The organism is Streptomyces sp. NPDC086835 (assembly GCF_044745705.1).
In the GTDB taxonomy this organism is placed as follows: Bacteria; Actinomycetota; Actinomycetes; order Streptomycetales; family Streptomycetaceae; genus Streptomyces.
Map to the genome: position 1 here is coordinate 1,028,293 of NZ_JBIVAU010000001.1, position 22,757 is coordinate 1,051,049.

21 protein-coding genes are annotated in these 22,757 nt (G+C 71.0%); 14 read left to right on the plus strand and 7 right to left on the minus strand.

Going from position 1 to position 22,757, the window contains the following annotated elements; all coding sequences use genetic code 11:
• Window positions 1-14: 14 nt before the first annotated feature.
• Window positions 15-1,157: a glycosyltransferase family 4 protein gene (locus ACIPJI_RS04770; protein WP_307705939.1), complete on the plus strand. Its 1,143-nt coding sequence runs from the start codon at window positions 15-17 to the stop codon at window positions 1,155-1,157.
• A gap of 561 nt (window positions 1,158-1,718) precedes the next feature.
• Here ACIPJI_RS04770 and ACIPJI_RS04775 read toward each other — a convergent pair.
• Window positions 1,719-3,515, minus strand: a complete 1,797-nt coding sequence (locus ACIPJI_RS04775; RefSeq protein ID WP_402244478.1) for an AMP-dependent synthetase/ligase — start codon at window positions 3,513-3,515, stop codon at window positions 1,719-1,721.
• 290 nt (window positions 3,516-3,805) lie between these two features.
• Here ACIPJI_RS04775 and ACIPJI_RS04780 point away from each other — a divergent pair, with 290 nt between their 5' ends.
• The 6 genes from ACIPJI_RS04780 (at window position 3,806) to ACIPJI_RS04805 (ending at window position 8,741) form a co-directional block, all read left to right on the plus strand.
• On the plus strand, window positions 3,806-4,573 hold the full coding sequence (locus ACIPJI_RS04780; RefSeq protein WP_307710331.1) for a metallophosphoesterase: 768 nt from the start codon (window positions 3,806-3,808) through the stop codon (window positions 4,571-4,573).
• Window positions 4,574-4,664: 91 nt separating this feature from the next.
• Window positions 4,665-5,114: an SRPBCC family protein gene (locus ACIPJI_RS04785; protein ID WP_307705937.1), complete on the plus strand. Its 450-nt coding sequence runs from the start codon at window positions 4,665-4,667 to the stop codon at window positions 5,112-5,114.
• Window positions 5,114-6,373, plus strand: coding sequence for an ArsA family ATPase (locus ACIPJI_RS04790; protein WP_402244480.1), 1,260 nt, complete (start codon window positions 5,114-5,116; stop codon window positions 6,371-6,373). Before ACIPJI_RS04785 ends, ACIPJI_RS04790 begins: the two co-directional genes overlap by 1 nt.
• Before the next feature lie 67 nt (window positions 6,374-6,440).
• Entirely contained in the window at window positions 6,441-6,884 is a 444-nt protein-coding gene (locus ACIPJI_RS04795) for a DUF5304 domain-containing protein (protein ID WP_356623177.1), read from the plus strand.
• 65 nt (window positions 6,885-6,949) lie between these two features.
• On the plus strand, window positions 6,950-7,891 hold the full coding sequence (locus ACIPJI_RS04800; protein WP_307705934.1) for an ROK family glucokinase: 942 nt from the start codon (window positions 6,950-6,952) through the stop codon (window positions 7,889-7,891).
• 106 nt (window positions 7,892-7,997) lie between these two features.
• A complete protein-coding gene (locus ACIPJI_RS04805; protein WP_402244482.1) occupies window positions 7,998-8,741 on the plus strand; it encodes an endonuclease/exonuclease/phosphatase family protein in 744 nt (247 codons plus the stop codon).
• Between the two features lie 127 nt (window positions 8,742-8,868).
• On the opposite strand, the gene ACIPJI_RS04810 is transcribed toward ACIPJI_RS04805, so the two are convergent.
• Together ACIPJI_RS04810 and ACIPJI_RS04815 are read right to left on the minus strand one after the other, a co-directional pair.
• Complete coding sequence (locus ACIPJI_RS04810; protein ID WP_307705932.1) at window positions 8,869-9,435, minus strand: hypothetical protein; 567 nt, start codon at window positions 9,433-9,435, stop codon at window positions 8,869-8,871.
• Window positions 9,428-10,234: a carboxylesterase gene (locus ACIPJI_RS04815; RefSeq protein ID WP_307705931.1), complete on the minus strand. Its 807-nt coding sequence runs from the start codon at window positions 10,232-10,234 to the stop codon at window positions 9,428-9,430. Before ACIPJI_RS04815 ends, ACIPJI_RS04810 begins: the two co-directional genes overlap by 8 nt.
• A 187-nt stretch (window positions 10,235-10,421) precedes the next feature.
• Here ACIPJI_RS04815 and ACIPJI_RS04820 point away from each other — a divergent pair, with 187 nt between their 5' ends.
• The 5 genes from ACIPJI_RS04820 (at window position 10,422) to ACIPJI_RS04840 (ending at window position 15,367) form a co-directional block, all read left to right on the plus strand.
• Complete coding sequence (locus tag ACIPJI_RS04820) at window positions 10,422-11,183, plus strand: 1-acyl-sn-glycerol-3-phosphate acyltransferase (RefSeq protein ID WP_307705930.1); 762 nt, start codon at window positions 10,422-10,424, stop codon at window positions 11,181-11,183.
• A gap of 30 nt (window positions 11,184-11,213) precedes the next feature.
• Window positions 11,214-12,422: a MacS family sensor histidine kinase gene (gene macS / locus ACIPJI_RS04825; RefSeq protein WP_402244484.1), complete on the plus strand. Its 1,209-nt coding sequence runs from the start codon at window positions 11,214-11,216 to the stop codon at window positions 12,420-12,422.
• A complete protein-coding gene (locus ACIPJI_RS04830; RefSeq protein WP_307705928.1) occupies window positions 12,419-13,093 on the plus strand; it encodes a response regulator transcription factor in 675 nt (224 codons plus the stop codon). The genes macS and ACIPJI_RS04830 overlap by 4 nt, the downstream gene beginning before the upstream one ends.
• Window positions 13,094-13,252: 159 nt before the next feature.
• A complete protein-coding gene (locus ACIPJI_RS04835; protein ID WP_307705927.1) occupies window positions 13,253-14,281 on the plus strand; it encodes a 6-phosphofructokinase in 1,029 nt (342 codons plus the stop codon).
• Between the two features lie 78 nt (window positions 14,282-14,359).
• Window positions 14,360-15,367, plus strand: a complete 1,008-nt coding sequence (locus ACIPJI_RS04840; RefSeq protein WP_402244486.1) for a 2-hydroxyacid dehydrogenase — start codon at window positions 14,360-14,362, stop codon at window positions 15,365-15,367.
• A 13-nt stretch (window positions 15,368-15,380) separates the two neighbouring features.
• Here ACIPJI_RS04840 and ACIPJI_RS04845 read toward each other — a convergent pair whose 3' ends face one another.
• The 3 genes from ACIPJI_RS04845 to ACIPJI_RS04855 all read right to left on the minus strand — a co-directional run bounded on the left by ACIPJI_RS04845 (window position 15,381) and on the right by ACIPJI_RS04855 (window position 20,276).
• A complete protein-coding gene (locus ACIPJI_RS04845) occupies window positions 15,381-17,246 on the minus strand; it encodes an anthranilate synthase family protein (RefSeq protein WP_402244487.1) in 1,866 nt (621 codons plus the stop codon).
• 96 nt (window positions 17,247-17,342) lie between these two features.
• Window positions 17,343-17,405: a trp operon leader peptide gene (locus ACIPJI_RS04850; protein WP_159695253.1), complete on the minus strand. Its 63-nt coding sequence runs from the start codon at window positions 17,403-17,405 to the stop codon at window positions 17,343-17,345.
• A 96-nt stretch (window positions 17,406-17,501) separates the two neighbouring features.
• Window positions 17,502-20,276 carry an N-acetylmuramoyl-L-alanine amidase gene (locus ACIPJI_RS04855; RefSeq protein ID WP_402244489.1) on the minus strand — a complete coding sequence of 925 codons (2,775 nt, stop codon included), beginning with the start codon at window positions 20,274-20,276 and terminating at the stop codon, window positions 17,502-17,504.
• 166 nt (window positions 20,277-20,442) lie between these two features.
• On the opposite strand from ACIPJI_RS04855, the gene ACIPJI_RS04860 reads away from it, so the two are divergent.
• Both ACIPJI_RS04860 and ACIPJI_RS04865 read left to right on the plus strand, forming a co-directional pair.
• Window positions 20,443-21,789 carry a class II 3-deoxy-7-phosphoheptulonate synthase gene (locus ACIPJI_RS04860; protein ID WP_307710330.1) on the plus strand — a complete coding sequence of 449 codons (1,347 nt, stop codon included), beginning with the start codon at window positions 20,443-20,445 and terminating at the stop codon, window positions 21,787-21,789.
• 144 nt (window positions 21,790-21,933) lie between these two features.
• Window positions 21,934-22,200 (plus strand): (2Fe-2S)-binding protein, encoded by a 267-nt coding sequence (locus ACIPJI_RS04865; RefSeq protein ID WP_189475533.1) that lies wholly within the window; start codon window positions 21,934-21,936, stop codon window positions 22,198-22,200.
• A 50-nt stretch (window positions 22,201-22,250) separates the two neighbouring features.
• Here the strand turns inward: ACIPJI_RS04865 and bfr are convergent, their stop codons facing one another.
• On the minus strand, window positions 22,251-22,730 hold the full coding sequence (bfr, locus tag ACIPJI_RS04870) for a bacterioferritin (RefSeq protein WP_356623190.1): 480 nt from the start codon (window positions 22,728-22,730) through the stop codon (window positions 22,251-22,253).
• Window positions 22,731-22,757: the final 27 nt, after the last annotated feature.

Below are 22,757 nucleotides of genomic sequence, written 5' to 3' on the forward strand. Positions count from 1 at the left end.
TACTGTCTGCGGCGATGCACAAGACCTTGATCGTGACCAACGACTTCCCGCCCAGGCCCGGCGGCATCCAGGCGTTCCTGCACAACATGGCGCTACGGCTGGACCCCGGACAACTCGTCGTCTACGCCTCCACATGGAAGCGCGGCCGGGAGGGGGCAGAGGCGACCGCGGCGTTCGACGCCGAGCAGCCCTTCACGGTCGTACGCGACCGTACGACGATGCTCCTGCCGACCCCGAGGGTCACCCGCACGGCCGTGCGCCTTCTGCGCGAACACGGCTGCGAGTCCGTGTGGTTCGGCGCGGCCGCCCCGCTCGGACTGATGGCCCCCGCACTGCGGCGCGCGGGCGCGCGCCGGCTGGTGGCCACGACCCACGGCCACGAGGCGGGATGGGCGCAACTGCCCGCGTCCCGGCAGCTGCTGCGCCGCATCGGCGAGGGCACGGACACGATCACGTACCTCGGTGAGTACACCCGCTCACGCATCGCCGCGGCGCTGACGCCCGAGGCCGCGGCCCGCATGGTGCAGCTGCCGCCGGGAGTCGACGAGAAGACCTTCCACCCCGGCTCCGGCGGCGACCTGGTCCGGCGACGGCTCGGCCTGAGCGACCGGCCCGTGGTGGTGTGCGTCTCACGCCTCGTGCCGCGCAAGGGTCAGGACACGCTGATCCGCGCCATGCCCGCGATCCTCGCGAAGGTGCCGGACGCGGTGCTGCTGATCGTCGGCGGCGGCCCGTACGAGAACGAGCTGCGGGGCCTCGCGGCGGAGACCGGGGTCGAGGGGTCGGTGCGCTTCACCGGCGCTGTGCCGTGGTCCGAGCTCCCCGCGCACTACGGCGCGGGCGACGTCTTCGCCATGCCCTGCCGGACGCGCAGGGGCGGCCTGGACGTCGAGGGCCTCGGGATCGTCTACCTGGAGGCGTCGGCGACCGGCCTGCCCGTCGTGGCGGGCGACTCCGGTGGCGCGCCGGACGCCGTGCTCGACGGCGAGACGGGCTGGGTCGTCCGCGGCGGCTCGGCGGAGGAGTCGGCGGAGCGCATCGTGCACCTGCTGGAGGACCCGGAGCTGCGGAAGCGGATGGGGGAGCGGGGGCGGGCCTGGGTCGAGGAGAAGTGGCGCTGGGACCTGCTGGCGGAGCGGCTGAAGGCGCTGCTCTGAGGGGGCGGGTTGCGGGTGCGTGTCGCCTGCGGCGGGCTGGTTCTCTAACCCTCCCCCTACGGCCTGGCGGCCGTGGGGGGACCCCACTTCCCGTAACCGGGGCAAGCCCCGGACCCCGTACCGCGCTTCGCGCGGTGTCCTCAATCGCCGGACGGGCTGAGAATGCCGCTGCGCGGCACTTCAGCCCCTCGGCGAAGACACTCCGGCCTACCGGGCAACTCCGGCCTCGCCCACGGCTCAGGCCTACGCCGATGGGGCAACGCCGGCCTCACTGGGCGACTATGGCCTCGCCGGCGGCTCAGGCCTACGCCGATGGGGCAACGCCGGCCTACCGGGCAACTCCGGCCCCGCCGACGGCTCAGGCCTACGCCGACGGGGCATTTCCAGCCCGCCGACGGCTACAGCCCTGCCGGCGGGTTCCGGCCTACGCCGGCCGGGGGGCATGTCCAGCCCCGCCGGCGATTGAGGCGCGGGGGTCCGGGGGCGGAGCCCCCGAAACACCGCGCGGAGCGCGGTGGCGGGTCCGGGCGGAGCCCGGGACGGGGGCGGAGCCCCGTCCGGTCAGGCGCGGTAGATCGCTTCGATCTCGTCCGCGAAGTCCTTCACCACCACGTTCCGCTTCAGCTTCAGCGACGGCGTGATGTGGCCCGCCTCCTCCGTGAACTGCGTCGGCAGAATGCGGAACTTGCGGACCGACTCCGCCTTGGAGACCGCCGCGTTGCCGTCGTCGACGGCCTTCTGGATCTCCGCCTGCAGGTCCGCGTCGTCGCGCAGGGAAGCCGCCGAGGAGCCGGCCGGTTTGCCGTGTTCCGCGGACCAGCGGCCGAGGAACTCCTCGTCGATGGTGACGAGCGCGCCGACGAACGGGCGGCCGTCGCCGACGACCATGCACTCGGCGACGAGGGCGTGCCCGCGGATGCGGTCCTCGATCACCGCGGGGGCGACGTTCTTGCCGCCGGCGGTCACCAGGATCTCCTTCTTGCGGCCCGTGATCGCGAGGTAGCCGTCCTCGTCGAGGGTGCCGATGTCGCCCGTGTGGAACCAGCCGTCGGCCAGTGCGTCGGCCGTCGCGGTCTCGTTGTTCCAGTAGCCGGAGAAGATGTGCTCGCCGTGCAGCAGCACCTCGCCGTCGTCCGCGATCCGCACCACGGAGCCGGGCAGCGGCTGGCCGACCGTGCCGATCTTCTGGCGGTCCCACGGGTTGAACGCGGTCGCCGCGCACGACTCGGTGAGGCCGTAGCCCTCCAGCACGGTGAAGCCGATGCCGCGGAAGAAGTGGCCGAGCCGCTCGCCCAGCGGCGCGCCGCCGGAGACCGCGTACTCGCCGCGGCCGCCGAGGACGGCGCGGAGCTTGCTGTAGACGAGCTTGTCGAAGACCTTGTGCTTGAGCTTCAGGCCGACCGGCACGCCGCCGGGGCCGCCCAGCGCGCGGCTGTAGGCGATGGCCGTGTTCGCGGCCTTGTCGAAGATCTTGCCCTTGCCGTCCGCCTGGGCCTTGGCCCGCGCGGAGTTGTAGACCTTCTCGAAGACCCGGGGCACACCGAGGATCAGCGTCGGCCGGAAGGAGGCCAGTTCGTCGGTGAGGTTCTTGATGTCCGGGACGCAGCCGAGCCTGATCGGCGCCATCACGGCCGCGATCTCGACCATGCGGCCGAAGACGTGCGCGGCGGGGAGGAACAGCAGCACGGAGCTCTCGCCCGTACGGAACAGCGGCTTCAGGCGCTCGACCAGGTTGCCGCACTCCGCGAAGAAGGCGCGGTGGGTGAGCACGCAGCCCTTGGGACGGCCGGTCGTGCCGGAGGTGTAGACGATGGTCGCCGGGTCGTCGGCCTTGGCGGAGGCGCTGCGCTCGTCGACGGTCTCCTCGGAGATCTCCGCGCCGGCGGCGGTCAGTTCGTCGACCGCGCCCTTCTCGATCTGCCAGACGTTCCGCAGGGCCGGCAGCGACTCGCGCACGGACTCCACGGCGGCGGCGTGCGCGTCGCCCTCGACGATCACGGCGGCGGCGCCGGAGTCACCGAGGATCCACTGCACCTGCTCCGCCGAACTGGTCTCGTAGACCGGCACGGTGACCGCGCCGGCGCTCCAGATCGCGAAGTCCAGCTGGACCCACTCGTAGCGGGTGCGGGACATCAGACCGACCCGGTCGCCGGGCCGGATGCCGGCGGCGATCAGGCCTTTGGCGGCGGCCCGCACCTCGGCGAGGAACTGCGTCGCGGTGACGTCCGTCCATCTGCCGGCGACCTTGCGGCCCATCACCGCCACATCCGGGTGCTGCGCGGCATTGCGGCGGATGAGATCCGTCAGGTTGCCGTCCGTGGGGACCTCGTACAGGGCCGGAAGGCTGAACTCGCGCAAGACTGCTGCTCCTCATCGGGCGCCGGCGCCACGGCTCTGTGTGATGCACCGGCTGCGGTCCAAGATCGGGCAGGTGCTCGGTGGGGGTGAGCACGACTGGACTGCCCGGACGTTACCCACGAGTACGCGGTTCCCGATAGGGGTTCCCGGCCAATGTTCTATGCGTCACACATCGATGGCTGGACTTCGCGCAGAGTATTCCACTCTGCGTGCGGGACCCAAGTAACCGCAGGTAGGCCCCCTCTACCCAGGTGCTCTCGACGGGTTCTAGGGTGATCGCCATGCGAGGCATGCGAGTCAACGTGGTCAGCGATGTGCACGGCAATGCAAGAGATCTCGCCATTGCGGGCGACGGCGCCGATGCCCTGATCTGCCTCGGTGACCTGGTGCTTTTCCTGGACTACGCCGACCACTCGCGCGGCATCTTCCCCGAGCTGTTCGGCGTGGAGAACGCCGATCTGCTCGTGGAACTGCGCACCGCGCGGCGCTTCGAGGAGGCCCGGGAGCTCGGACGCAGGCTCTGGGCGGAGCTCGGCACCGACAAGGAGACCGCCATCGAGGCGGCCGTACGGCGCCAGTACGCCGAGCTGTTCGCCGCCTTTCCCACCCCGACGTACGCCACCTACGGCAACGTCGACATCCCGGCCCTGTGGCACGAGTACGCCCGCCCCGGCACCACCGTCCTCGACGGCGAACGGGTCGAGATCGGCGGCCGGGTCTTCGGCTTCGTCGGCGGCGGACTGCGCACCCCGATGCGCACGCCGTACGAGATCTCCGACGAGGAGTACGCCGCCAAGGTGGAGGCGATCGGCGAGGTCGACGTGCTCTGCTCGCACATCCCGCCCGACGTCCCCGAGCTGACGTACGACACCGTCGCCCGCCGCTTCGAACGCGGCAGCCGCGCCCTGCTGGACGCGCTCCGGCGCACCCGGCCCCGGTACGCGCTCTTCGGCCATGTGCATCAACCGCTCGTCCGCCGGATGCGGGTGGGCGCGACCGAGTGCGTCAACGTCGGGCACTTCGCGGCCGGCGGCCGTCCCTGGTCCCTGTCCTGGTGACCCGGGGCACGCACCGGACGGCCGTGCGGTCGCGATAGCCTGCACCCCACACACCTGCCCGGTCCGTACCGCACTGTGAGGAGCCGCAGAGATGGCGGAACACACCAGCTCGAGCATCACGATCGATGCGGCACCGGCCGAGGTCATGGGCGTCATCTCCGACTTCACCCGCTATCCGGAGTGGACCGGCGAGGTGAAGGAAGCGGAGGTGCTCGCCACCGACGCCGAAGGACGCGCCGAGCAGGTCCGCCTGGTGCTGGACGCCGGCGCGATCAAGGACGACCACACCCTCGCCTACACCTGGCACGGGACCAACGAGGTCAGCTGGACGCTGGTGAAGTCCCAGATGCTGCGCGCGATCGACGGCTCCTACCGGCTCTCGCCGGTCGGTGGCGGCGATCGTACCGAGGTCACGTACCAGCTCACCGTCGACGTCAAGATCCCCATGCTCGGCATGATCAAGCGCAAGGCGGAGAAGGTCATCATCGACCGCGCCCTCGCCGGTCTGAAGAAGCGCGTCGAGAGTGGCGCCGGCGCCTGATGCGCAAGGTCCTCGTCACCGGCCTCGGCGGCGCGGGCCGCACCACCGTCGCCGCCGCCACGGCGCTCGCCGAGGCCGCACGCGGCAGGCGAGCGCTGTTCCTTTCCGCCGGCCCGGGCGACGTGCTCGGCGCACCGGTCACCGCCCGCCCCGAGGAGCCGGCCCGCGTCCGCGACGGCCTGTGGGCCGCCCGCATCGACGCCGCGTCCGACTTCCGCGCCGAGTTCCTCGACCTCCAGGAGCGTGCCTCCGCTGCACTGGACCTGCTGGGCGCGGCCAGGCTCGAGGACGAGGAACTGACCCGGCTGCCCGGCAGCGAGCAGTTCGCCCTGCTGCGCGCGCTCACCGTCGCCTCGCGCGGCGGCTGGGACGTCGTCGTCATCGACATGCCGCCGCTGCACGAGACGATCGCGCTGCTCGCGCTGCCGGAGGAACTGCGCCGCTATCTGCGCCGCCTCCTCCCGCAGGAGCGGCAGGCCGCCCGGGCGCTGCGCCCCGTGCTCGCCCAGCTCGCGGGCGTGCCGATGCCCGCCCAGTGGCTGTACGGGACCGCCGAACGCTGGGACACCGAACTGGCGGGTGTGCAGGCACTGATCGAGTCCGTGAACACCACCCTTCGGGTCGTCGCGGAGCCGGGCCCCCGGGCCGCCGCGGCCCTCCTCGAGGCCCGTGCCGGACTCGCCCTCCACGGGCTCCCCGTGGACACCCTCGTACCGAACCGGAACCTGCCGAGGGAATCGGCGGACCCCTGGCTCGCCCCTCTCGTCGCCCAGCAGGAGAAATGCCTGCACGAGTGGTACGGCGCCTGGCTGCCCAGCGCCTCCATATGCGAGGTCCCCCACCTCGGCCGGGACCCGCAGGGCCTCGAGGACCTCGCCCTGCTCGACACCCGCGCCGTCCGCACCGCCGCCGGCGGGGACGGACACCGGGGCGACGGACTCGCCGTCGAAGGCGACCCGGACCGGGAAGGCCCCCGGGGGGACGTCGGCCGGATCGACCGGCCCGAGCCGTCCGCGACCGGCCCCGGCGCCCAGGACGCCCTCTACGTGTGGGAACTGGAGCTGCCCGGCATCGTCAAGGACCAGCTCTCCCTCGTCCGCCGTGGGGATGAACTCCTGATCGAGGCGGGGCCGTTCCGCAGGATCCTCCCGCTGCCCTCGGCGCTGCGCCGCTGCACCGTCGCCGGCGCGGGTCTCGCGGACGGCACGCTCAAGGTCCGCTTCACGCCGGACCCGGGACTGTGGCCGCGGACACGCTGAACGCCGTACACCGTTCGGGTACCGTCGAGAGCACACAACCCCTCGAAACGGCCCTCAGGAGTACGTCATGAGCGAAGCGACCGAGCGCCCCGACGCCGACGCCTGGGCCGCCGCCTGCGAGGAGGACCTCGAGCAGGAGCGGGCCCGGCGCCGGGCGGAGTACGGGCAGCCGCACGGTTCCGCGGCGGAAGAACTGCGCAAGCTCTTCGACGTCGTGGCGGAGAAGGTCAGCTCCTTCCAGTCGTCCCTGCCCGGCATGGCCGCGCAGAGCGCCGTCCAGCAGTTCGTGACCCAGGCGAAGGCCGCCGTCGAGCCGGTCATCGAACGGAACCCGCAGGTCTTCGACCACCTCGCGGCCGCCGGCGGCGAACTGCTCGCCGCCTACCGGTCCGCCGTCGAGGGCCAGGAACGCCGCTGGACGCAGCGCCCCGCGGGCTCGCAGGACGCCAAGAACACCGATGACCCGCGCGACGAAGGCCCCGGCGGCAGCGAGCACATCGACCTGGACTGACCAGGGCATGCCCGCCCTCGGGTACGGTTGGCCTTAGCGGGGCTCGACCGAATACTGAGGGACACATGGGACTCACCATCGGCGTCGACATCGGCGGCACGAAGATCGCGGCGGGCGTGGTCGACGAAGAGGGCACCATTCTCGAGACGCACACCGTGCCCACCCCGTCGACTCCCGAAGGCATCGTCGACGCGATCTGTGCTGCCGTCGCAGGAGCCGGCCAGGGCCACGAGATCGAGGCCGTCGGTATCGGAGCCGCCGGTTACGTCGACGACAAGCGCGCCACGGTCCTCTTCGCGCCGAACATCGACTGGCGCCACGAGCCGCTCAAGGACAAGGTCGAACAGCGTGTCGGCCTGCCCGTCGTGGTCGAGAACGACGCCAACGCCGCCGCGTGGGGCGAATACCGCTTCGGCGCCGGGCAGGGCCACGAGGACGTCATCTGCATCACGCTCGGCACCGGCCTCGGCGGCGGCATCATCATCGGCAACAAGCTGCGCCGCGGACGGTTCGGCGTCGCCGCCGAGTTCGGTCACATCCGGGTCGTGCCCGACGGCCTCCTCTGCGGCTGCGGCAGCCAGGGCTGCTGGGAGCAGTACGCCTCCGGCCGTGCCCTCGTCCGCTACGCCAAGCAGCGCGCCAACGCCACACCGGAGAACGCGACGATCCTGCTCGGCCTCGGCGACGGCACCGTCGACGGCATCCAGGGCAAGCACATCAGCCAGGCCGCACGGCAGGGCTGCCCCGTCGCCGTCGACTCCTTCCGTGAGCTGGCGCGCTGGGCGGGAGCCGGTCTCGCGGACCTGGCCTCCCTCTTCGACCCGTCGGCGTTCATCGTCGGCGGCGGTGTCTCCGACGAGGGCGACCTCGTCCTCGACCCCATCCGCAAGTCCTTCCGCCGCTGGCTGATCGGCGGCCAGTGGCGCCCGCACGCCCAGGTGCTCGCCGCGCAGCTGGGCGGCAAGGCGGGGCTGGTGGGCGCGGCGGACCTGGCACGCCAGGGCTGACCGCGGAATCCGTCTCCGGCAGGTGCCCGCCGCGCCCGCCGAAGCGCGCGGCCTTGTGGGCCGCGTCCTTCGGGAAGCGCGGCGGGCACCGTCGTATGTTGCTCCCATGGCGATCACCGCACTGCCCAAGTCCCGCACCGAGCCGGACGGTTCGGCCGTGGTACGGGTCCTCGGCTACAACATCCGCTCCATGCGCGACGACGAGGAGGCGCTGGCCCGGGTGATCCGGGCCTGCGCACCCGACCTGGTGTTCGTCCAGGAAGCGCCGCGCTTCTTCCGCTGGCGCAAGCACGCGGCGCGGCTCGCCGCGAAGACCGACCTGGTGATGCTGTCCGGCGGAGCGACGGCGGCGGGCCCGATGCTGCTGTGCTCGCTGCGGGCCACGGTGGAACGCACCGAGGACGTCCTGCTGCCGCGCACCCCCGGTCTGCACCGGCGGGGCTTCGCCACGGCCGTCGTCCGCTTCGCGGGCGCGCGGGTGGGACTGATCAGCTGCCATCTGAGCCTCGCGGCCGACGAGCGCCTCGCCCAGGCGGAGCTGCTGCTGGAGCGGCTGAAGGCGATGGACGTGCCGCACGCGATCGTCGCGGGCGACATCAACGAACGGCCCGGCGGCCGGGCCTTCCGCCGCCTCGCGGGGGAGCTCCAGGACTGCTGGGCGGTGGCCCCCTGGGGCGGTGAGTTCACGTCCACGGCGGCCGGGCCGCACCAGCGGATCGACGCGGTCTTCGCGACGGAGGGGGTGGAGGTGCTGGGGTGCGGGGTGCCGGGTCTTTCCGCCGCGGATCTGCGGGCGGCGTCCGACCACCTCCCGGTCCTGGCGGCCCTCCGCGTCCCCGCGACGGGCTGACGAAGTCAGCCCGCCCGGCGTTTGAGGGCACCGCGCGGAGCGCGGTACGGGTCCGGGGCCTGCCCCGGTTTCGGGAAGGGGCGGGTAGGGGAACAAGCCCCGCGCCGCGGCCTCGCGGCCGACGCCGTCAGACCACCGCGCCCCGCCCCGGATCGTCGTTCTCGTCGTCGTCGCCGTGCGACATCCGCGCGACCAGCGTCGCGAAACCGCCCAGGAAGCCGCCCACGCACAGCGTCGTCAGCCACCACGTCATGTCCCACCGCAGGACCACCGCGATCAGCATCAGCACCGGGCCGCCGATCACCGCCAGCCACGCGAACTTCGACGTCACGTCGGCCTCCGGCAGCGGCGGGGGCTCGGGCGGGACGAAGTGGCCCTCGTCGCTGTCGTCGAAGTCGCCGTCGGACGGCTCCGCGACCTGGTAGTCGCGCGGCCCACCGACGCCCGGTGCGAAGGTGACCGAGCTGCCCAGTGCCGGCTTGTCGTCGTCGGGCCGGCGACCCGCGGGCCCGGGCCCGGGATCCGGTGTGTCGTTCATGTCGCTCTCCAGGAGCGCCAGGTCCTCCACCGACTTGAACGGCTTCGCGCCCGGCGGGTCGGCAGGCTCCTCGCCGTATCCGGCGACGATGGCCGCCCAGGCCGCGTCCTCGTCGATCGGCTGCGGCTCACGGTCCGCGTCGTGCTGGTCAGCCACCGGTTGTGCTCCCTCCCAAGGCTTCCGGCGCGGAAGACTCCGTGGTCCCCGCGCTCGGAGCGAGCCGGCCGATGAACGCGTAACTCTCCTCGAAGATCCGCTCCGCATCGTGGTCCAACGTCGCGACGTGGTAGCTCTGTTCCAGCAGGATCTCGGTGACGTCCGTGGAGGAGACACGGCTGAGGATCCGGGCCGAGTCGGCGGCCGGCACCACATGGTCCTCCGGGCTGTGCAGCAGCAGCATCGGCTGCGTGACCTGCGGAAGCTCCCCGTCGACCATACGGAAGAACTGCCGCACCGAATGCGCGGCGTGCAGCGGCACCCGGTCGTACCCCAGCTCCTCCACGCCCTGCTTGGCGATGTCGCTGGTCAGGCCCTTCGTGGACGGAACCAGGTGACGCACCACGGGCAGCAGCGACGCCATCGCGCCGTGGACCTTGTTCGCCGGGTTGACGACGACGACGCCCCGCACCGCGTCACCGTGCTTGGCGGCGAGCCGCAGCGTCAGGGCGCCGCCCATGGAGAGGCCGAAGACGAACACGTGCCGGCAGCGCTCGAGCAGCGAGCGCAGTTCCCTGTCCACCTCCGCGTACCAGTCCTGCCAGCCGGTGACCTGCATGTCCTGCCAGCGAGTGCCGTGACCGGGCAGCAGCGGCAGGGACACCGTGAGGCCCCGCTCCGCCAGATACTCGGCCCAGGGCCGCAGCGATTGCGGGGAGCCGGTGAATCCGTGACAGAGAAGGACGCCGACCTCGCCGCCGTCGTGGCGGTAGGGCTCGGCTCCAGGAAGGACCGGCACCGGGGTCTCCTGTTCGTGAGGTACGCGGGCGTACGGGAGGGTCGAGGGTGTCCTTCACGGTACGCGACCGGACCGACACCGACCAGGGCCGTTCCGTCACGCGAGCACGGCGGCGACGGACCCGGCGCGGCGGACGGGGGCCGGCCACGGGTTAAGGTCTGTTCGAAAGCAACAGGAGGCATTCGAGTTGATCTACGGCGCCATGAAGTTCTCCATCGGGGGTTCGCTGAAGCTTGCCTTCAGGCCCTGGGTGGAGGGTCTGGAGAACGTTCCGGCCGAGGGCCCCGCGATCCTCGCCAGCAACCATCTGTCGTTCTCCGACTCGTTCTTCCTCCCCGCTGTGCTCGACCGCAAGGTCACCTTCATCGCCAAGGCGGAGTACTTCACCTCGCCGGGCGTGAAGGGCAGACTGACGGCCGCGTTCTTCAAGGGCGTCGGCCAGCTGCCGGTGGACCGTTCGGGTGCCCGTGGCGCCGGCGAGGCGGCGATCAAGGCCGGGATCGACGTGATCGAGTCCGGTGGCCTGTTCGGCATCTACCCGGAGGGCACCCGCTCCCCGGACGGCCGCCTCTACCGCGGCAAGCCGGGCGGCCTCGCCCGTGTGGCGCTGGCCACCGGCGCGCCGGTGATCCCCGTCGCGATGATCGACACCGAAAAGATCCAGCCGCCCGGCAAGGTCGTCCCGAAGCTGATGCGCCCGGGTATCCGGATCGGCAAGCCGCTGGACTTCAGCCGCTACCACGGCATGGAGGGCGACCGCTTCATCCTGCGTTCTCTGACCGACGAGGTCATGTACGAGATCATGAAGCTGTCCGGCCAGGAGTACGTCGACATCTACGCGACGGCCGCGAAGCGTCAGATCGCCGACGCGGAGAAGGCTCAGAAGGCGGCCCGGGCCGAGGCGGAGAAGGCCGAGAAGGCCAAGAAGGCGCAGCGGCCCGCCGCCTGAGCGGCGCGGCACTGCTACGGGGTGGGGGAGATGGCCAAGCGCGAGCGTGTCGTGCGGATGTCGGTCGAGCTGCCGCTGTGGCGTGCGCTGACCGCCTACCGCGTGCTGACCATGGGCTACGCGGTGCTGCTCTTCGTCTTCACCCGGCAGAACTTCGAACGCCCGCTGGTGGCGGCCGGCTTCCTCGCGGTGCTGGCCGTCTGGACCCTGGCCACCCTCCCCAAGGTCGCGAACGCGGCGCGCTGCACCAGGGGGTTCCTGGCCGCCGACCTGACCATCGCCCTCACCGGCATACTGCTCACCCCGCTCGCCGACGCGCACGCCCAGACCCACGACGGCCCCACCCTGCCCTCGATCTGGACGGCGGGCTCCGTCCTCGCCTTCGCCATCAAGGGCGGCTGGCGCTGGGCCGGTTTCGCCTCGTCGTTCGTCGCCGTCGCCAACATCATCGAGCGGGGCGAGCCCAGCCGGGACACCTTCCACAACGTCCTGCTGGTGTGGGTGGCCTCCATAGCGATCGGCTATGTCGTCGAGGTGGCCCGCGCCTCTGAGCGCACCCTCGCCCGTGCGCTGGAGATCGAGGCGGCGACCCGTGAGCGGGAGCGCCTGGCGCGTGACATCCACGACAGCGTTCTCCAGGTCCTGGCGATGGTGCAGCGGCGGGGCACGGCTCTGGGCGGCGAGGCGGCGGAGCTGGGCAGGATGGCGGGCGAGCAGGAGGTCGCGCTGCGCAGCCTGGTCGCCGGTGGTCTGGTCCCGGCGTCCCGGGTGTCGGAGGACGAGTCCGAGGGCGCGGTCGTACGGATCGTGGACGTAGCGGACGACGACGGGCCCGCGCGGCCGTGCGACCTGCGGACGCTGCTCGCCCCGCACGCCGGGGCGAAGGTGACGCTGTCGGAGCCGGGCGCACCCGTCCTCGTGGACGCTCCGGCGGCCCGCGAGCTGGCGGCGGCGGTCGGGGCCGCACTGGACAATGTGAACAGGCACGCGGGCCCGGACGCCCAGGCATGGATCCTGGTCGAGGACTGGCCCGACGAGGTGATCGTGACGGTCAGGGACGACGGCCCGGGTATCGCGGACGGCCGGCTCGCGCAGGCGGAGGGGGAGGGCCGGCTCGGAGTCGCCCAGTCCATCCGTGGGCGGCTGCGGGATCTCGGCGGTACGGCCGAGCTGCTGTCGGTCCCCGGCCAGGGCACGGAAGTAGAGCTCAGGATCCCACGGGGGAAGGCAGCGAAATGACGGATCAGCGGACGCTCAAGGTGATGGTGGTCGACGACCACCCGATGTGGCGGGACGCGGTGGCACGCGACCTCACGGAGGCCGGGTTCGACGTGGTCGCCACGGCGGGCGACGGTGCGCAGGCCGTGCGCCGGGCCAAGGCCGCCGCGCCCGACGTTCTTGTGCTCGACCTCAATCTGCCCGAGATGCCGGGCGTGCAGGTGTGCAAGGAACTGGTCGGGACGCTGCCCGGACTGCGTGTCCTGGTGCTGTCCGCAAGTGGCGAGCACGCGGACGTCCTGGAGGCGGTGAAGTCGGGCGCCACCGGCTATCTGCTGAAGTCGGCCAGCACGGAGGAGCTGACGGACGCGGTGCGCCGCACGGCTGCGGGCGATCCCGTCTTCACACCGGGCCTCGCGGGCCTGGTGCTCGGCGAGTACCGCCGACTCGCCTCTGAGCCCGGTCCGCCGGCCGGTGCGGACGAGCCGAAGGCCCCCCAGCTGACGGACCGGGAGACCGAGGTGCTGCGGCTGGTCGCCAAGGGGTTGTCGTACAAGCAGATCGCGGAGCGGTTGGTCATCTCCCACCGCACCGTCCAGAACCATGTGCAGAACACCCTGGGCAAGCTTCAGTTGCACAACCGCGTCGAGCTGGTGCGGTACGCGATCGAGCGCGGCCTGGACGACGTCTGACCGCACGGCAGGCCGGTTCGAGCTGTACCCGTACGAGTGAATGGCGGACGGCCGACGACCGCGCCACGCACAGGAATCGACCATTCGCCCCATCCCTGAGTGACCTGCGTCACCATTAGCGTGACGGTCACAGGGCTCATCAGGCGAAGGGAAGTTTCCATGCGCGTCGGAGTACTGACCGGGGGCGGCGACTGCCCCGGCCTCAACGCGGTCATCCGCGGCCTCGTCCGCAAGGGTGTGCAGGAGTACGGCTACGAGTTCGTCGGCTACCGCGACGGCTGGCGCGGACCGCTGGAAGGCGACACCGTCCCGCTCGACATCCCGGCCGTCCGCGGAATTCTCCCCCGCGGTGGCACGATCCTCGGCTCTTCCCGTACCAATCCGCTGAAGGAAGCGAACGGCATCCGCCGGATCAAGGAGAACCTCGCCAAGCACGAGGTCGACGCCCTCGTCACCATCGGCGGCGAGGACACCCTCGGCGTCGCGGCGCGGCTCTGCGACGAGTACGGCATCAGCTGTGTCGGCGTACCCAAGACCATCGACAACGACCTGTCCGCCACCGACTACACCTTCGGCTTCGACACGGCGGTCGGCATCGCCACCGAGGCGATCGACCGGCTGCACACCACCGCCGAATCCCATATGCGCGTCCTCGTCGTCGAGGTGATGGGGCGTCACGCGGGCTGGATCGCCCTCCACTCCGGTCTGGCGGGCGGCGCCAACGTCATCCTCATCCCCGAGCAGCGTTTCGACGTCGACCAGGTCTGCGCCTGGGTCACCTCCCGTTTCAAGGCGAGTTACGCGCCGATCGTGGTGATCGCCGAGGGCGCGATGCCCAAGGACGGCGAGGCGGTCCTCAAGGACGGCACGCTCGACTCGTTCGGCCATGTCCGCCTCTCCGGCGTCGGCGAGTGGCTGGCCAAGGAGATCGAGAGCCGTACGGGCAAGGAGGCCCGCACCACGGTCCTCGGCCACGTGCAGCGCGGAGGCACCCCGAGCGCCTTCGACCGCTGGCTCGCCACCCGCTTCGGGCTGCACGCCATCGACGCGGTGCGCGACGGGGACTTCGGCAAGATGGTCGCCCTCCAGGGCACCGACATCGTGCGGGTGCCGATCGCGGAGGCGACCGCCAAGCTCAAGACGGTCGACCCGAAGCTCTACGAGGAGGTCGGCGTCTTCTTCGGTTGACGCGGCCGTGGGCCGTATATTCGCGATATCCGGATATTCGCGGGTATCCGGCCCACCGCTCGTGAACCGGGAGAGAACGTGGAAATCCTCGCCTACGGTGTCCAGGCCGACGAAAGGCCGCTCATCGAGAAGGCCTTCGCGGATCTTCACGAGGGCGTCCGGTGCCTGGACATGTTCCTCGACGCGGACACCGCCGCCATCGCCGCCGGCCACGAGGTGATCTCCACCAGCGTCAACGCCCAGTTGGACGCCGAGGTGCTGCGGACCCTCGCCGCCGGCGGCACGAGGATGATCGCCCAGCGGTCCACCGGCTTCAACAACATCGACCTCGATGTGGCCGGGCAGCTCGGGCTCACCGTCGCCAGGGTGTCGTACTACTCGCCGTACTCCGTCGCCGAGTTCGCCTGGACGCTGGCCATGGCCGTCAACCGGCGTATCGTCCGCGCCGCCAACCGCACCCGCGACTTCGACTTCCGGCTCGACGGCCTGATGGGCCGGGACATGCGCGGCCGCACCGCCGGCGTGATCGGCACCGGCAAGATCGGAGAAGCGTTCACCCGGATCGCCCACGGCTTCGGCATGCGGCTGCTCGGCCTGGACGTCGCCCCCAACCCCGCCTGCGTCGAGCTCGGCATGACGTACGTGGACAAGGACGAACTGCTCGCCGCCGCGGACCTGGTCACCCTCCACGTACCGCTGCTGCCCGCCACCCGGCATCTGATCGGCGCCCAGGAGCTGCGCGCCATGAAGGACGACGCGATCCTGGTGAACTCCAGCCGCGGCGGCTTGATCGACAGCGAGGCCCTCGTCGGCGAACTGCGCAAGGGCCGCTTCTCGGGGGTGGGTCTCGACGTGTACGAGGCGGAGGCCGGGCTGTTCTTCCTCGACAGGTCCATGGAGGCGGTCGACGACGACACCCTCGCCCGGCTGATGACGTTCCCCAACGTCCTGGTCACCTCCCACCAGGCGTACTACACCGCGGACGCGGTCGCCCAGATCGTGGACACCACCGCCCGGAACATCAAGGACCACCTCGAGGGCCGGCGCAGCGAGAACGTGCTCGTCCCCGCCGCGCCCGCCGCTTGATTCGCCCTGTCCCTCAGCCGACCAGCACACCCGCCAGCAGCGACGCCGTCAGCGCCGCGCCGTTCATGGTCAGCACGGACTCCGGATGGAACTGCACGGACGCGAAGCCGTTGCCACGCAGCGCGTGCACTTCCCCGGTCACCTCGTCCCGGCTCAGCTCGATCCGGTGCATCGCGAGCTCGGCCGCGGTGACCTCGTCGCAGCGCGCGGTGAAGCTGTTGTAGAAGCCGACCGTCTCCGGGCGGCCGAAGAAGTCGATCCGCTCCTGCGCCCCCTGGTACGGCTCGTCCTTGCGGACGATCTCCAGCCCCAGCTCCGCGGCCAGCACCTCGTGGCCGAGGCACACGCCCAGCAGACCGTGGCGGTGCCCCTTCAGCAGGTCGGCCGCGAGGGCCCGCAGGAAGCGCATCTTCGGATCGGACGCGTCCGCCGGATCGCCGGGGCCCGGCCCCAGCACCACGGGCCCCGGGTGGGCGAGGGCCCGCTCCCGCAGCCCCGGCGCGTCGTACCGCACCACGGTCACCTCCAGTCCGGTCGAGCGCAGCAGATGCGCCAGCATGGCGGTGAAGGTGTCCTCCCCGTCGACGACCAGGGCGTGCCCGGAGAGTCTCGCGGCCTGCTCCTGCATCCGCAGCCAGAACGGGGCGAGGTCGGCCCGGCGGGAGTCCAGGGCCGCCCGCACCCGTGGATCGTCCGCCAGGCGCGGCGCCGGGCCCCCGGCGTCGGACCGTCCCGGCCGCACTCCCAGCGCGGCGAGCACGCCCGCAGCCTTGGCGTGTGTCTCCGCGACCTCGCCGGCCGGGTCGGAGTGCCGCACCAGCGTCGCCCCGACCGGCACCCGCAGCGTGCCCGTGGCGTCGATGTCGGCGGTGCGGATCAGGATGGGCGAGTCGAGCGTCTGCGCGCCGGACGCGTCCTGGCCGATCAGTGCCAGCGCGCCCGCGTAGTAGCCGCGGCCGCCCACCTCGTGGCGCGAGATGACCCGGCAGGCGTTCTGCAGGGGCGAGCCCGTGACCGTGGCGGCGAACATCGTCTCCTTCAGCACCTCGCGCACGTCGAGGGACGAGCGTCCCCGCAACTCGTACTCGGTGTGGGCGAGATGAGCCATCTCCTTCAGCCGGGGCCCCACCACGACCCCGCCCATGTCGCCGACCGTGCACATCATCTTCAGCTCCTCGTCGACCACCATGGAGAGCTCCTCGCGCTCCTTGCGGTCGTCCAGGAAGGCGAGCAGCGCCTCGGCGGTCGGCCCCCCGGGCGGATACTGGAAGGTCCCGCTGATCGGGTTCATCACCACCGTGCCGCCGGTCATCCGCACATGCACCTCCGGGCTCGCCCCGACCAGCGTGCGGTCGCCCGTGTGGACCACGAAGGTCCAGTACGCGCCGCGTTCGCCGGTCAGCAGGCGCCGGAACAGGGCCAGCGCGTCGGCCCGGCCGAAGCCGTCGATCCGCCCGGTGAAGGTGCGCCGGATCACGAAGTTGGCGCCCTCGCCCTGCCCGATCTCGTCCTCGAGGACCCGCCGCACGATGTCCGCGTACTCCTCGTCGCCGACGTCGAACGCGCCCCCCTCGACCCGTACCTCGTGCCGGGGGAGCTCCTCCAGGACCTGATCGAGGGCGAGTTCATGGCTCTCGCGGGCGACCAGCACCGCGAGGGGCGTGCCGTCGTCGGTCACGTCGAAGCCGCGTTCCGCGATCTGGCGGAAGGGCACGAGCGCCAGGGAGGGATGCCCGCCCACCGGGATGTCGGCCAGGCGGGCGGCCTCGTGGACGTCACCGATCAGCACCTCGACGGTGCCGTGGTCGCGGCCGGGCGTACGGCGGTGCAGCAGGGCGAACGGGGGGCAGTCGTCGTCGAGCAGTCGTCCGATGAGCATGCGGGGTGTTCCTTCCAAGAGGGGAGGAACGGCCGCTGTCGGGAAAACAGTGAAGGCCGCCCCTCGGGCGGCCTTCGCGATCGGTGCTGCGCGCGATCAGGAAGCAGTGGGCCGCCGGAGTGCGGTCCACCACCAGTTCTGGATCTGCTGCGCGAACATGACGCCGACGATAACGCATCCGCCCGCGCCCGCGGGGCACGTCCCACGATGAGGACGGCCCCGCCGGCGCGGGCGGGGTGGGCGGGGTGCCGCGGCTCAGACCACCGTGTTGTAGATCTGCCAGCCGTTGCCGACCGAGGTCCGGGCGGCGAAGGGAGCCGTCGGGACGCCGGTGCCCTTGTAGAACCACAGGGCGCCGGACGGCTCACGGCCCACCATGTCGGCGATGCCGTCCTTGTTCAGGTCTCCGGTGGCGACCAGCATGTTGAACATGTTCCAGCCGCCGCCGACCTTGATGCGCGCGGCGAACGGAGCCGCCGCGTTGCCGGTGCCCTTGTAGAACCACAGGTAGCCGGACTTGTCCCGGCCGACCGCGTCGGCCTTGCCGTCCTTGTCGAGGTCACCGGTGGCGATGAGCATGTTGTACGTCTGCCAGCCGTCGCCGACCTTGCTGCGGCGGGCGAAGGGGGCGGACGGGACGCCGGTGCCCTTGTAGAACCACAGGGTGCCGGACGGCTCACGGCCCACCATGTCGGCGATGCCGTCGCCGTCGAGGTCCTGGGAGCCGACGATCATGTTGAACATGTTCCAGCCGGGGCCGACGTTGACGCGGGCCCGGAACGGCTGGTTCTTGTTGCCGCTGCCCTTGTAGTACCAGAGGTAGCCGGAGCCGTCCCTGGCCACCATGTCACCGGTGCCGTCGGCGCGGAGCGGCCCGAGGTCGGTGATGGCGTTGTAGCCCTGCCAGCCGCCGCCGATCCGGTAGCGCGGGTAGAACGGCGTCGTCGCGCTGCCGGTGCCCTGGTACTGGTACAGCGAGCCGCCGGTGTCACGGGCGAGCACGTTGAACCGGGTGGTGCCGGCGTCCGGCGCGGTGGGGGTGGCCTCCACGACGTCTGCCGCCTTCACCCAGGCCATGCGGTGGTTGTAGCGGATCGGGATGTAGATGTCGGTCGTGCCCACGACGCGGACCTGGGACGAGCCGAAGTAGTCGTCACCGGGGACCGGCTCGCCGGCCTTCACGTACGCCTGGCCGGCGGGGAAGGTGTACTTGGACAGGTAGTTCGGGTCGTCCGTCGGGGCGTTCTGACCGGTGCCGGCGTAGGCCGCCGCCTCGGGGAAGGAACGTCCGTAGATCCGGGCCGTCGCTCCGGCCTTGAGCTTCAGCACGGTCCCGTCGGTGACGGGCACGGTCCACTGGCCGCCGGGGTTGTGGAACCAGGCCTTCTGCCCGCCGTACCAGATCGCCGTCCAGTTTTCGCGCACCTCGGCGACGACGTAGGAGCCGCCCGCGCGGACCTTGTTCGCCCAGTTCCAGCCCTCGGACCAGGTCTGCGTGCCCAGGTACGGGTCGCTCAGCTTGGTCGCCGACGTCGACGGCGAGGTGTACAGGTAGGTGAAGTTCGCCGGCTGCTTGGTGACCGCGCTGCCACCGTTCGTCAGCGTGGGCTGGTTGGCCGTGGTGAACGGCGGCACGACACGGACCAGCTGACCGGCCTTGACGGGTCCACCGGCGCCGCCGGCGCCCGTCGGGGCGCCCATCAGCGACATGTAGTGGTTCCAGTCCCAGAACGGGCCCGCGTCCCAGTGCATGCCCTTGACCTTGGCATCGAGATGACCGGGCAGTTCGTCGTGGCCGACGATGTGCTCCCGGTCCAGCGGGACGCCGTACTTGGCGGCGAGGAACTTCACGACGGCGGCCGAGGACTCGTACTGGGGCTCGGTGTACCAGCTGCCCTCCTTGATGGCGTAGCCCTCGTGCTCCACGCCGATGGAGTGCATGTTGACGGTCCAGTTGCCCGCGTGCCAGGCGAGGTTCTTGTTCTCGACCATCTGGGTCACCAGACCGTCCGAGGCGCGGATCAGGTAGTGCGCGCTCGCGTACGACGCCGGGTTCTGGAAGGTGGCCAGAGCGCCGGCGTAGCTGCCCTCGGTGTCATGGATGATGATCTTGCGGATGCCGAACCCGTTGTCCGGGCGGCTCGCCGTCGAGTAGTTGCGGGAGCCGTCCCGTTCCGCCGGGACGAAGTTGCAGTTGAGGCCCGAGGGGCACTCCGGCGTGGGCACCGCCGTCGTGCTCACGGTCGTCGCCAGCGGCATCTTCGACGGCCTGACCGGCTTCACGCCCGGGTCGGCCGGCAGCGTGACGTACTCGCCGTCCGCCGTGAGCGTCTGCTCACCGTTCCTGATGGACTCGAAGACGCGCTTCGCGAAGAGGTCGGCGCCCTTCTTGTCCGGCGACTGGCTGTAGCGAGCCACCGACGCGTACCACTCGTCGGCCTCGTCGGGCAGGTCGCCCGTCGCCTGCTTCTGGTACTCGGCGAGGAGCGCGGCGCCCGCGCGGATGCTCGTCCCCGGGTCGGTCTTCACCGACTCCTCCGAGGCGTCGATCAGCCCGGCGGCCTCGTCGAGGGTGTGCAGCCGGGGGTCGTCGGTGTCGACGGTCTCCTTCGGCATGGTGCGGAGCGCCTCGGCGCGGTCGAACTGCTTCTCGATCGCCGGGTTGCCGCTGCGGTTCATGTGCTCGAGGAGGTGTTCCTTGTCGTCCTCGGCGAGGTCGTCCGCGTCGACCTGGGTGAGCCCCATCACGTTGTAGGCGCCGGTGACGCTCGGCTCGCCCTCGTGGGACTCCCAGCGCGTCTGCCGGTACGAGACCGCCATCAGCACGCTCTGGGGTACATCGAACTCGCGCGCCGCCTCCGCGAACTGGCTCTGGAGCGACTCGTTCCGGCTGCCCTCGTCGTCGCCGAGACCGACGAGGTCGGGTGATGCCACCGCGACCGTCCCGATCGTGGCAGTGGCGACGACTGCTGCCGCCAGCCCGTAGAAGAGCCGTTTCTTCTTGCGATCTCTGCGGTGCCCCTGGCTCACGCCCACCCCTGGTCCGTCTTGTGTTGTGATCCGTTTCGAAAACGCGCCGCAGGGTAACACCACTCGATCGGGTGAGCGTCTTCGAGGGACATTTCGGACGGCTGTCTCAGTCGCTGGGCACGCGGCCGGACAGGTGGCGGGACGCCGTAGGGTTGTGCTTGTGACCGTGAACGCTAAGACCACCGCTACCGGTGGCAACACCTGGCGAAACCTGCCCGCGGCGCAGCAGCCCGAGTACCCCGATGCCGAGGCTCTGCGCGATGTGATCGCGGACCTCGAGTCGTATCCGCCGCTCGTTTTCGCGGGCGAGTGCGACCAGCTGCGCGCCCGGATGGGAGCCGTCGCCAAGGGCGAGGCGTTCCTGCTCCAGGGCGGCGACTGCGCCGAGGCCTTCGACGCCGTCTCCGCCGACCACATCCGGAACAAGCTGAAGACGCTGCTCCAGATGGGCGCGGTGCTCACCTACGCCGCGTCCGTGCCCGTGGTGAAGGTCGGCCGTATCGCCGGCCAGTACTCGAAGCCGCGCTCCAAGCCGACCGAGACCCGCGACGGCGTGACCCTGCCGACCTACCGCGGCGACTCCGTCAACGGCTTCGACTTCACCGAAGAGGCCCGCATCCCGGACCCCGAGCGCCTCAAGCGGATGTACAACGCCTCCGCCTCGACGCTCAACCTGGTGCGCGCCTTCACCACCGGCGGTTACGCGGACCTGCGCCAGGTGCACGCCTGGAACCAGGACTTCGTGAAGTCGTCCCCCTCGGGCCAGCGCTACGAGCAGCTCGCCCGTGAGATCGACAACGCGCTGAACTTCATGAAGGCCTGCGGCACCGACCCGGCCGAGTTCCGCACGGTCGAGTTCTTCTCGTCCCACGAGGCCCTGCTGCTGGACTACGAGTCGGCCCTGACCCGGACCGACTCCCGCACCGGCCGGCTGTACAACACCTCGGGCCACATGGTCTGGGTCGGTGAGCGCACCCGCCAGCTGGACGGCGCGCACATCGAGTTCGCCTCCAAGATCCGCAACCCGATCGGCATCAAGCTGGGGCCGACGACGACGGTGGACGAGGCGCTGACCTACATCGACCGTCTCGACCCCGACCGCGAGCCGGGCCGACTGACCTTCATCGTCCGCATGGGCGCCGACAAGGTCCGCGACAAGCTCCCCGAGCTGGTCGAGAAGGTCACCGCCTCCGGCGCGACCGTGGCCTGGGTGACCGACCCGATGCACGGCAACACCTTCGAAGCGGCGTCCGGCCACAAGACCCGCCGCTTCGACGACGTGCTCGACGAGGTCAAGGGCTTCTTCGAGGTCCACAAGGCGCTCGGCACCCACCCCGGCGGTATCCACGTCGAGCTCACCGGTGACGACGTCACCGAGTGCGTGGGCGGCGGCGACGAGATCTTCGTCGACGACCTGCACCAGCGCTACGAGACGGCCTGCGACCCCCGGCTGAACCGCAGCCAGTCCCTGGACCTGGCGTTCCTCGTCGCGGAGATGTACCGCGACCAGTAGCCGAGGCGATATGCCGGTGGGGCGTGGATCGATGTGATCCACGCCCCACCGGCATATTCGGGGCTTTTACCCGGCCGAGGCCGCGGGTAAGGTTAGGTTAGCCTCACCGATCATCGGGACGGCGCAACCAATCGATCCCGGGAGGTGAACCGCGTGTACGTCTGCTCGTGCTTCGGCATCACGGAGAAGCAGGTCAAGGAGCATGCGGATGCCGGTGCCTGCACCCCCCGGCAGATCGCGTCCGTGTCCAAGGCCGGCACCGACTGCGGTTCCTGCGTGCGGCGCATCCAGGGGATCCTGGGCCGTGGCGCCTGCCCCCGCCGTGAGCTGCTCGAGCAGGGCAACGGCGCATCCGTCCTGGCCGCGGAGCCGGACGGTGGCACCGGGCCCGCGCTCGGCGAAGCCGCCTAGCCAGGGCCCGGTCCGATTCCGCCGGACCGTCGCCGGTCCGCGCTTCTCGCCTAGGACTCCGGCTGCTCGATCAGCTGGGCGATGTACAGCGCCTCGCCGAGCTTGTCGACCAGGTCCAGCTGGGTGTCGAGGTAGTCGATGTGGTGCTCCTCGTCCTCGAGGATCGACTCGAAGATGTTCGCCGAGGTGACGTCCCCCTTCGCGCGCATGACGTCGATGCCGCGCTTGAGGCGGTCGATCGCCTCCACCTCGACCTGCCGGTCGGCCTGGAACATCTCGGTGACCGTCTGCCCGATGCGTACATGGAACAGCCGCTGGTAGTTCGGCAGACCGTCCAGGAAGAGGATCCGGTCGGTGAGCACCTCCGCGTGCTTCATCTCGTCGAACGACTCGGCCCGGGTGTATTTGGCGAGCTTCGTCCAGCCGAAGTTCTCCTGCATCTTCGCGTGCAGGAAGTACTGGTTGATCGCGGTCAGCTCGGCAGTCAGCTGCTCGTTGAGGAACTCGAGGACCTCGGGGTCGCCCTGCATCGCAGAGGCTCCTTCCGCGCGTATGTC

What these genes read in the sequence shown, in the direction of transcription:
- ACIPJI_RS04770 (WP_307705939.1), top strand. Translation starts at nt 15, where the DNA reads ATGCACAAGACCTTGATCGTGACCAACGACTTCCCGCCCAGGCCCGGC.
- ACIPJI_RS04780 (WP_307710331.1), top strand. Translation starts at nt 3,806, where the DNA reads ATGCGAGTCAACGTGGTCAGCGATGTGCACGGCAATGCAAGAGATCTC.
- ACIPJI_RS04785 (WP_307705937.1), top strand. Translation starts at nt 4,665, where the DNA reads ATGGCGGAACACACCAGCTCGAGCATCACGATCGATGCGGCACCGGCC.
- ACIPJI_RS04790 (WP_402244480.1), top strand. Translation starts at nt 5,114, where the DNA reads ATGCGCAAGGTCCTCGTCACCGGCCTCGGCGGCGCGGGCCGCACCACC.
- ACIPJI_RS04795 (WP_356623177.1), top strand. Translation starts at nt 6,441, where the DNA reads ATGAGCGAAGCGACCGAGCGCCCCGACGCCGACGCCTGGGCCGCCGCC.
- ACIPJI_RS04800 (WP_307705934.1), top strand. Translation starts at nt 6,950, where the DNA reads ATGGGACTCACCATCGGCGTCGACATCGGCGGCACGAAGATCGCGGCG.
- ACIPJI_RS04805 (WP_402244482.1), top strand. Translation starts at nt 7,998, where the DNA reads ATGGCGATCACCGCACTGCCCAAGTCCCGCACCGAGCCGGACGGTTCG.
- macS (WP_402244484.1), top strand. Translation starts at nt 11,214, where the DNA reads ATGGCCAAGCGCGAGCGTGTCGTGCGGATGTCGGTCGAGCTGCCGCTG.
- ACIPJI_RS04830 (WP_307705928.1), top strand. Translation starts at nt 12,419, where the DNA reads ATGACGGATCAGCGGACGCTCAAGGTGATGGTGGTCGACGACCACCCG.
- ACIPJI_RS04835 (WP_307705927.1), top strand. Translation starts at nt 13,253, where the DNA reads ATGCGCGTCGGAGTACTGACCGGGGGCGGCGACTGCCCCGGCCTCAAC.
- ACIPJI_RS04845 (WP_402244487.1), bottom strand. Translation starts at nt 17,246, where the DNA reads ATGCTCATCGGACGACTGCTCGACGACGACTGCCCCCCGTTCGCCCTG.
- bfr (WP_356623190.1), bottom strand. Translation starts at nt 22,730, where the DNA reads ATGCAGGGCGACCCCGAGGTCCTCGAGTTCCTCAACGAGCAGCTGACT.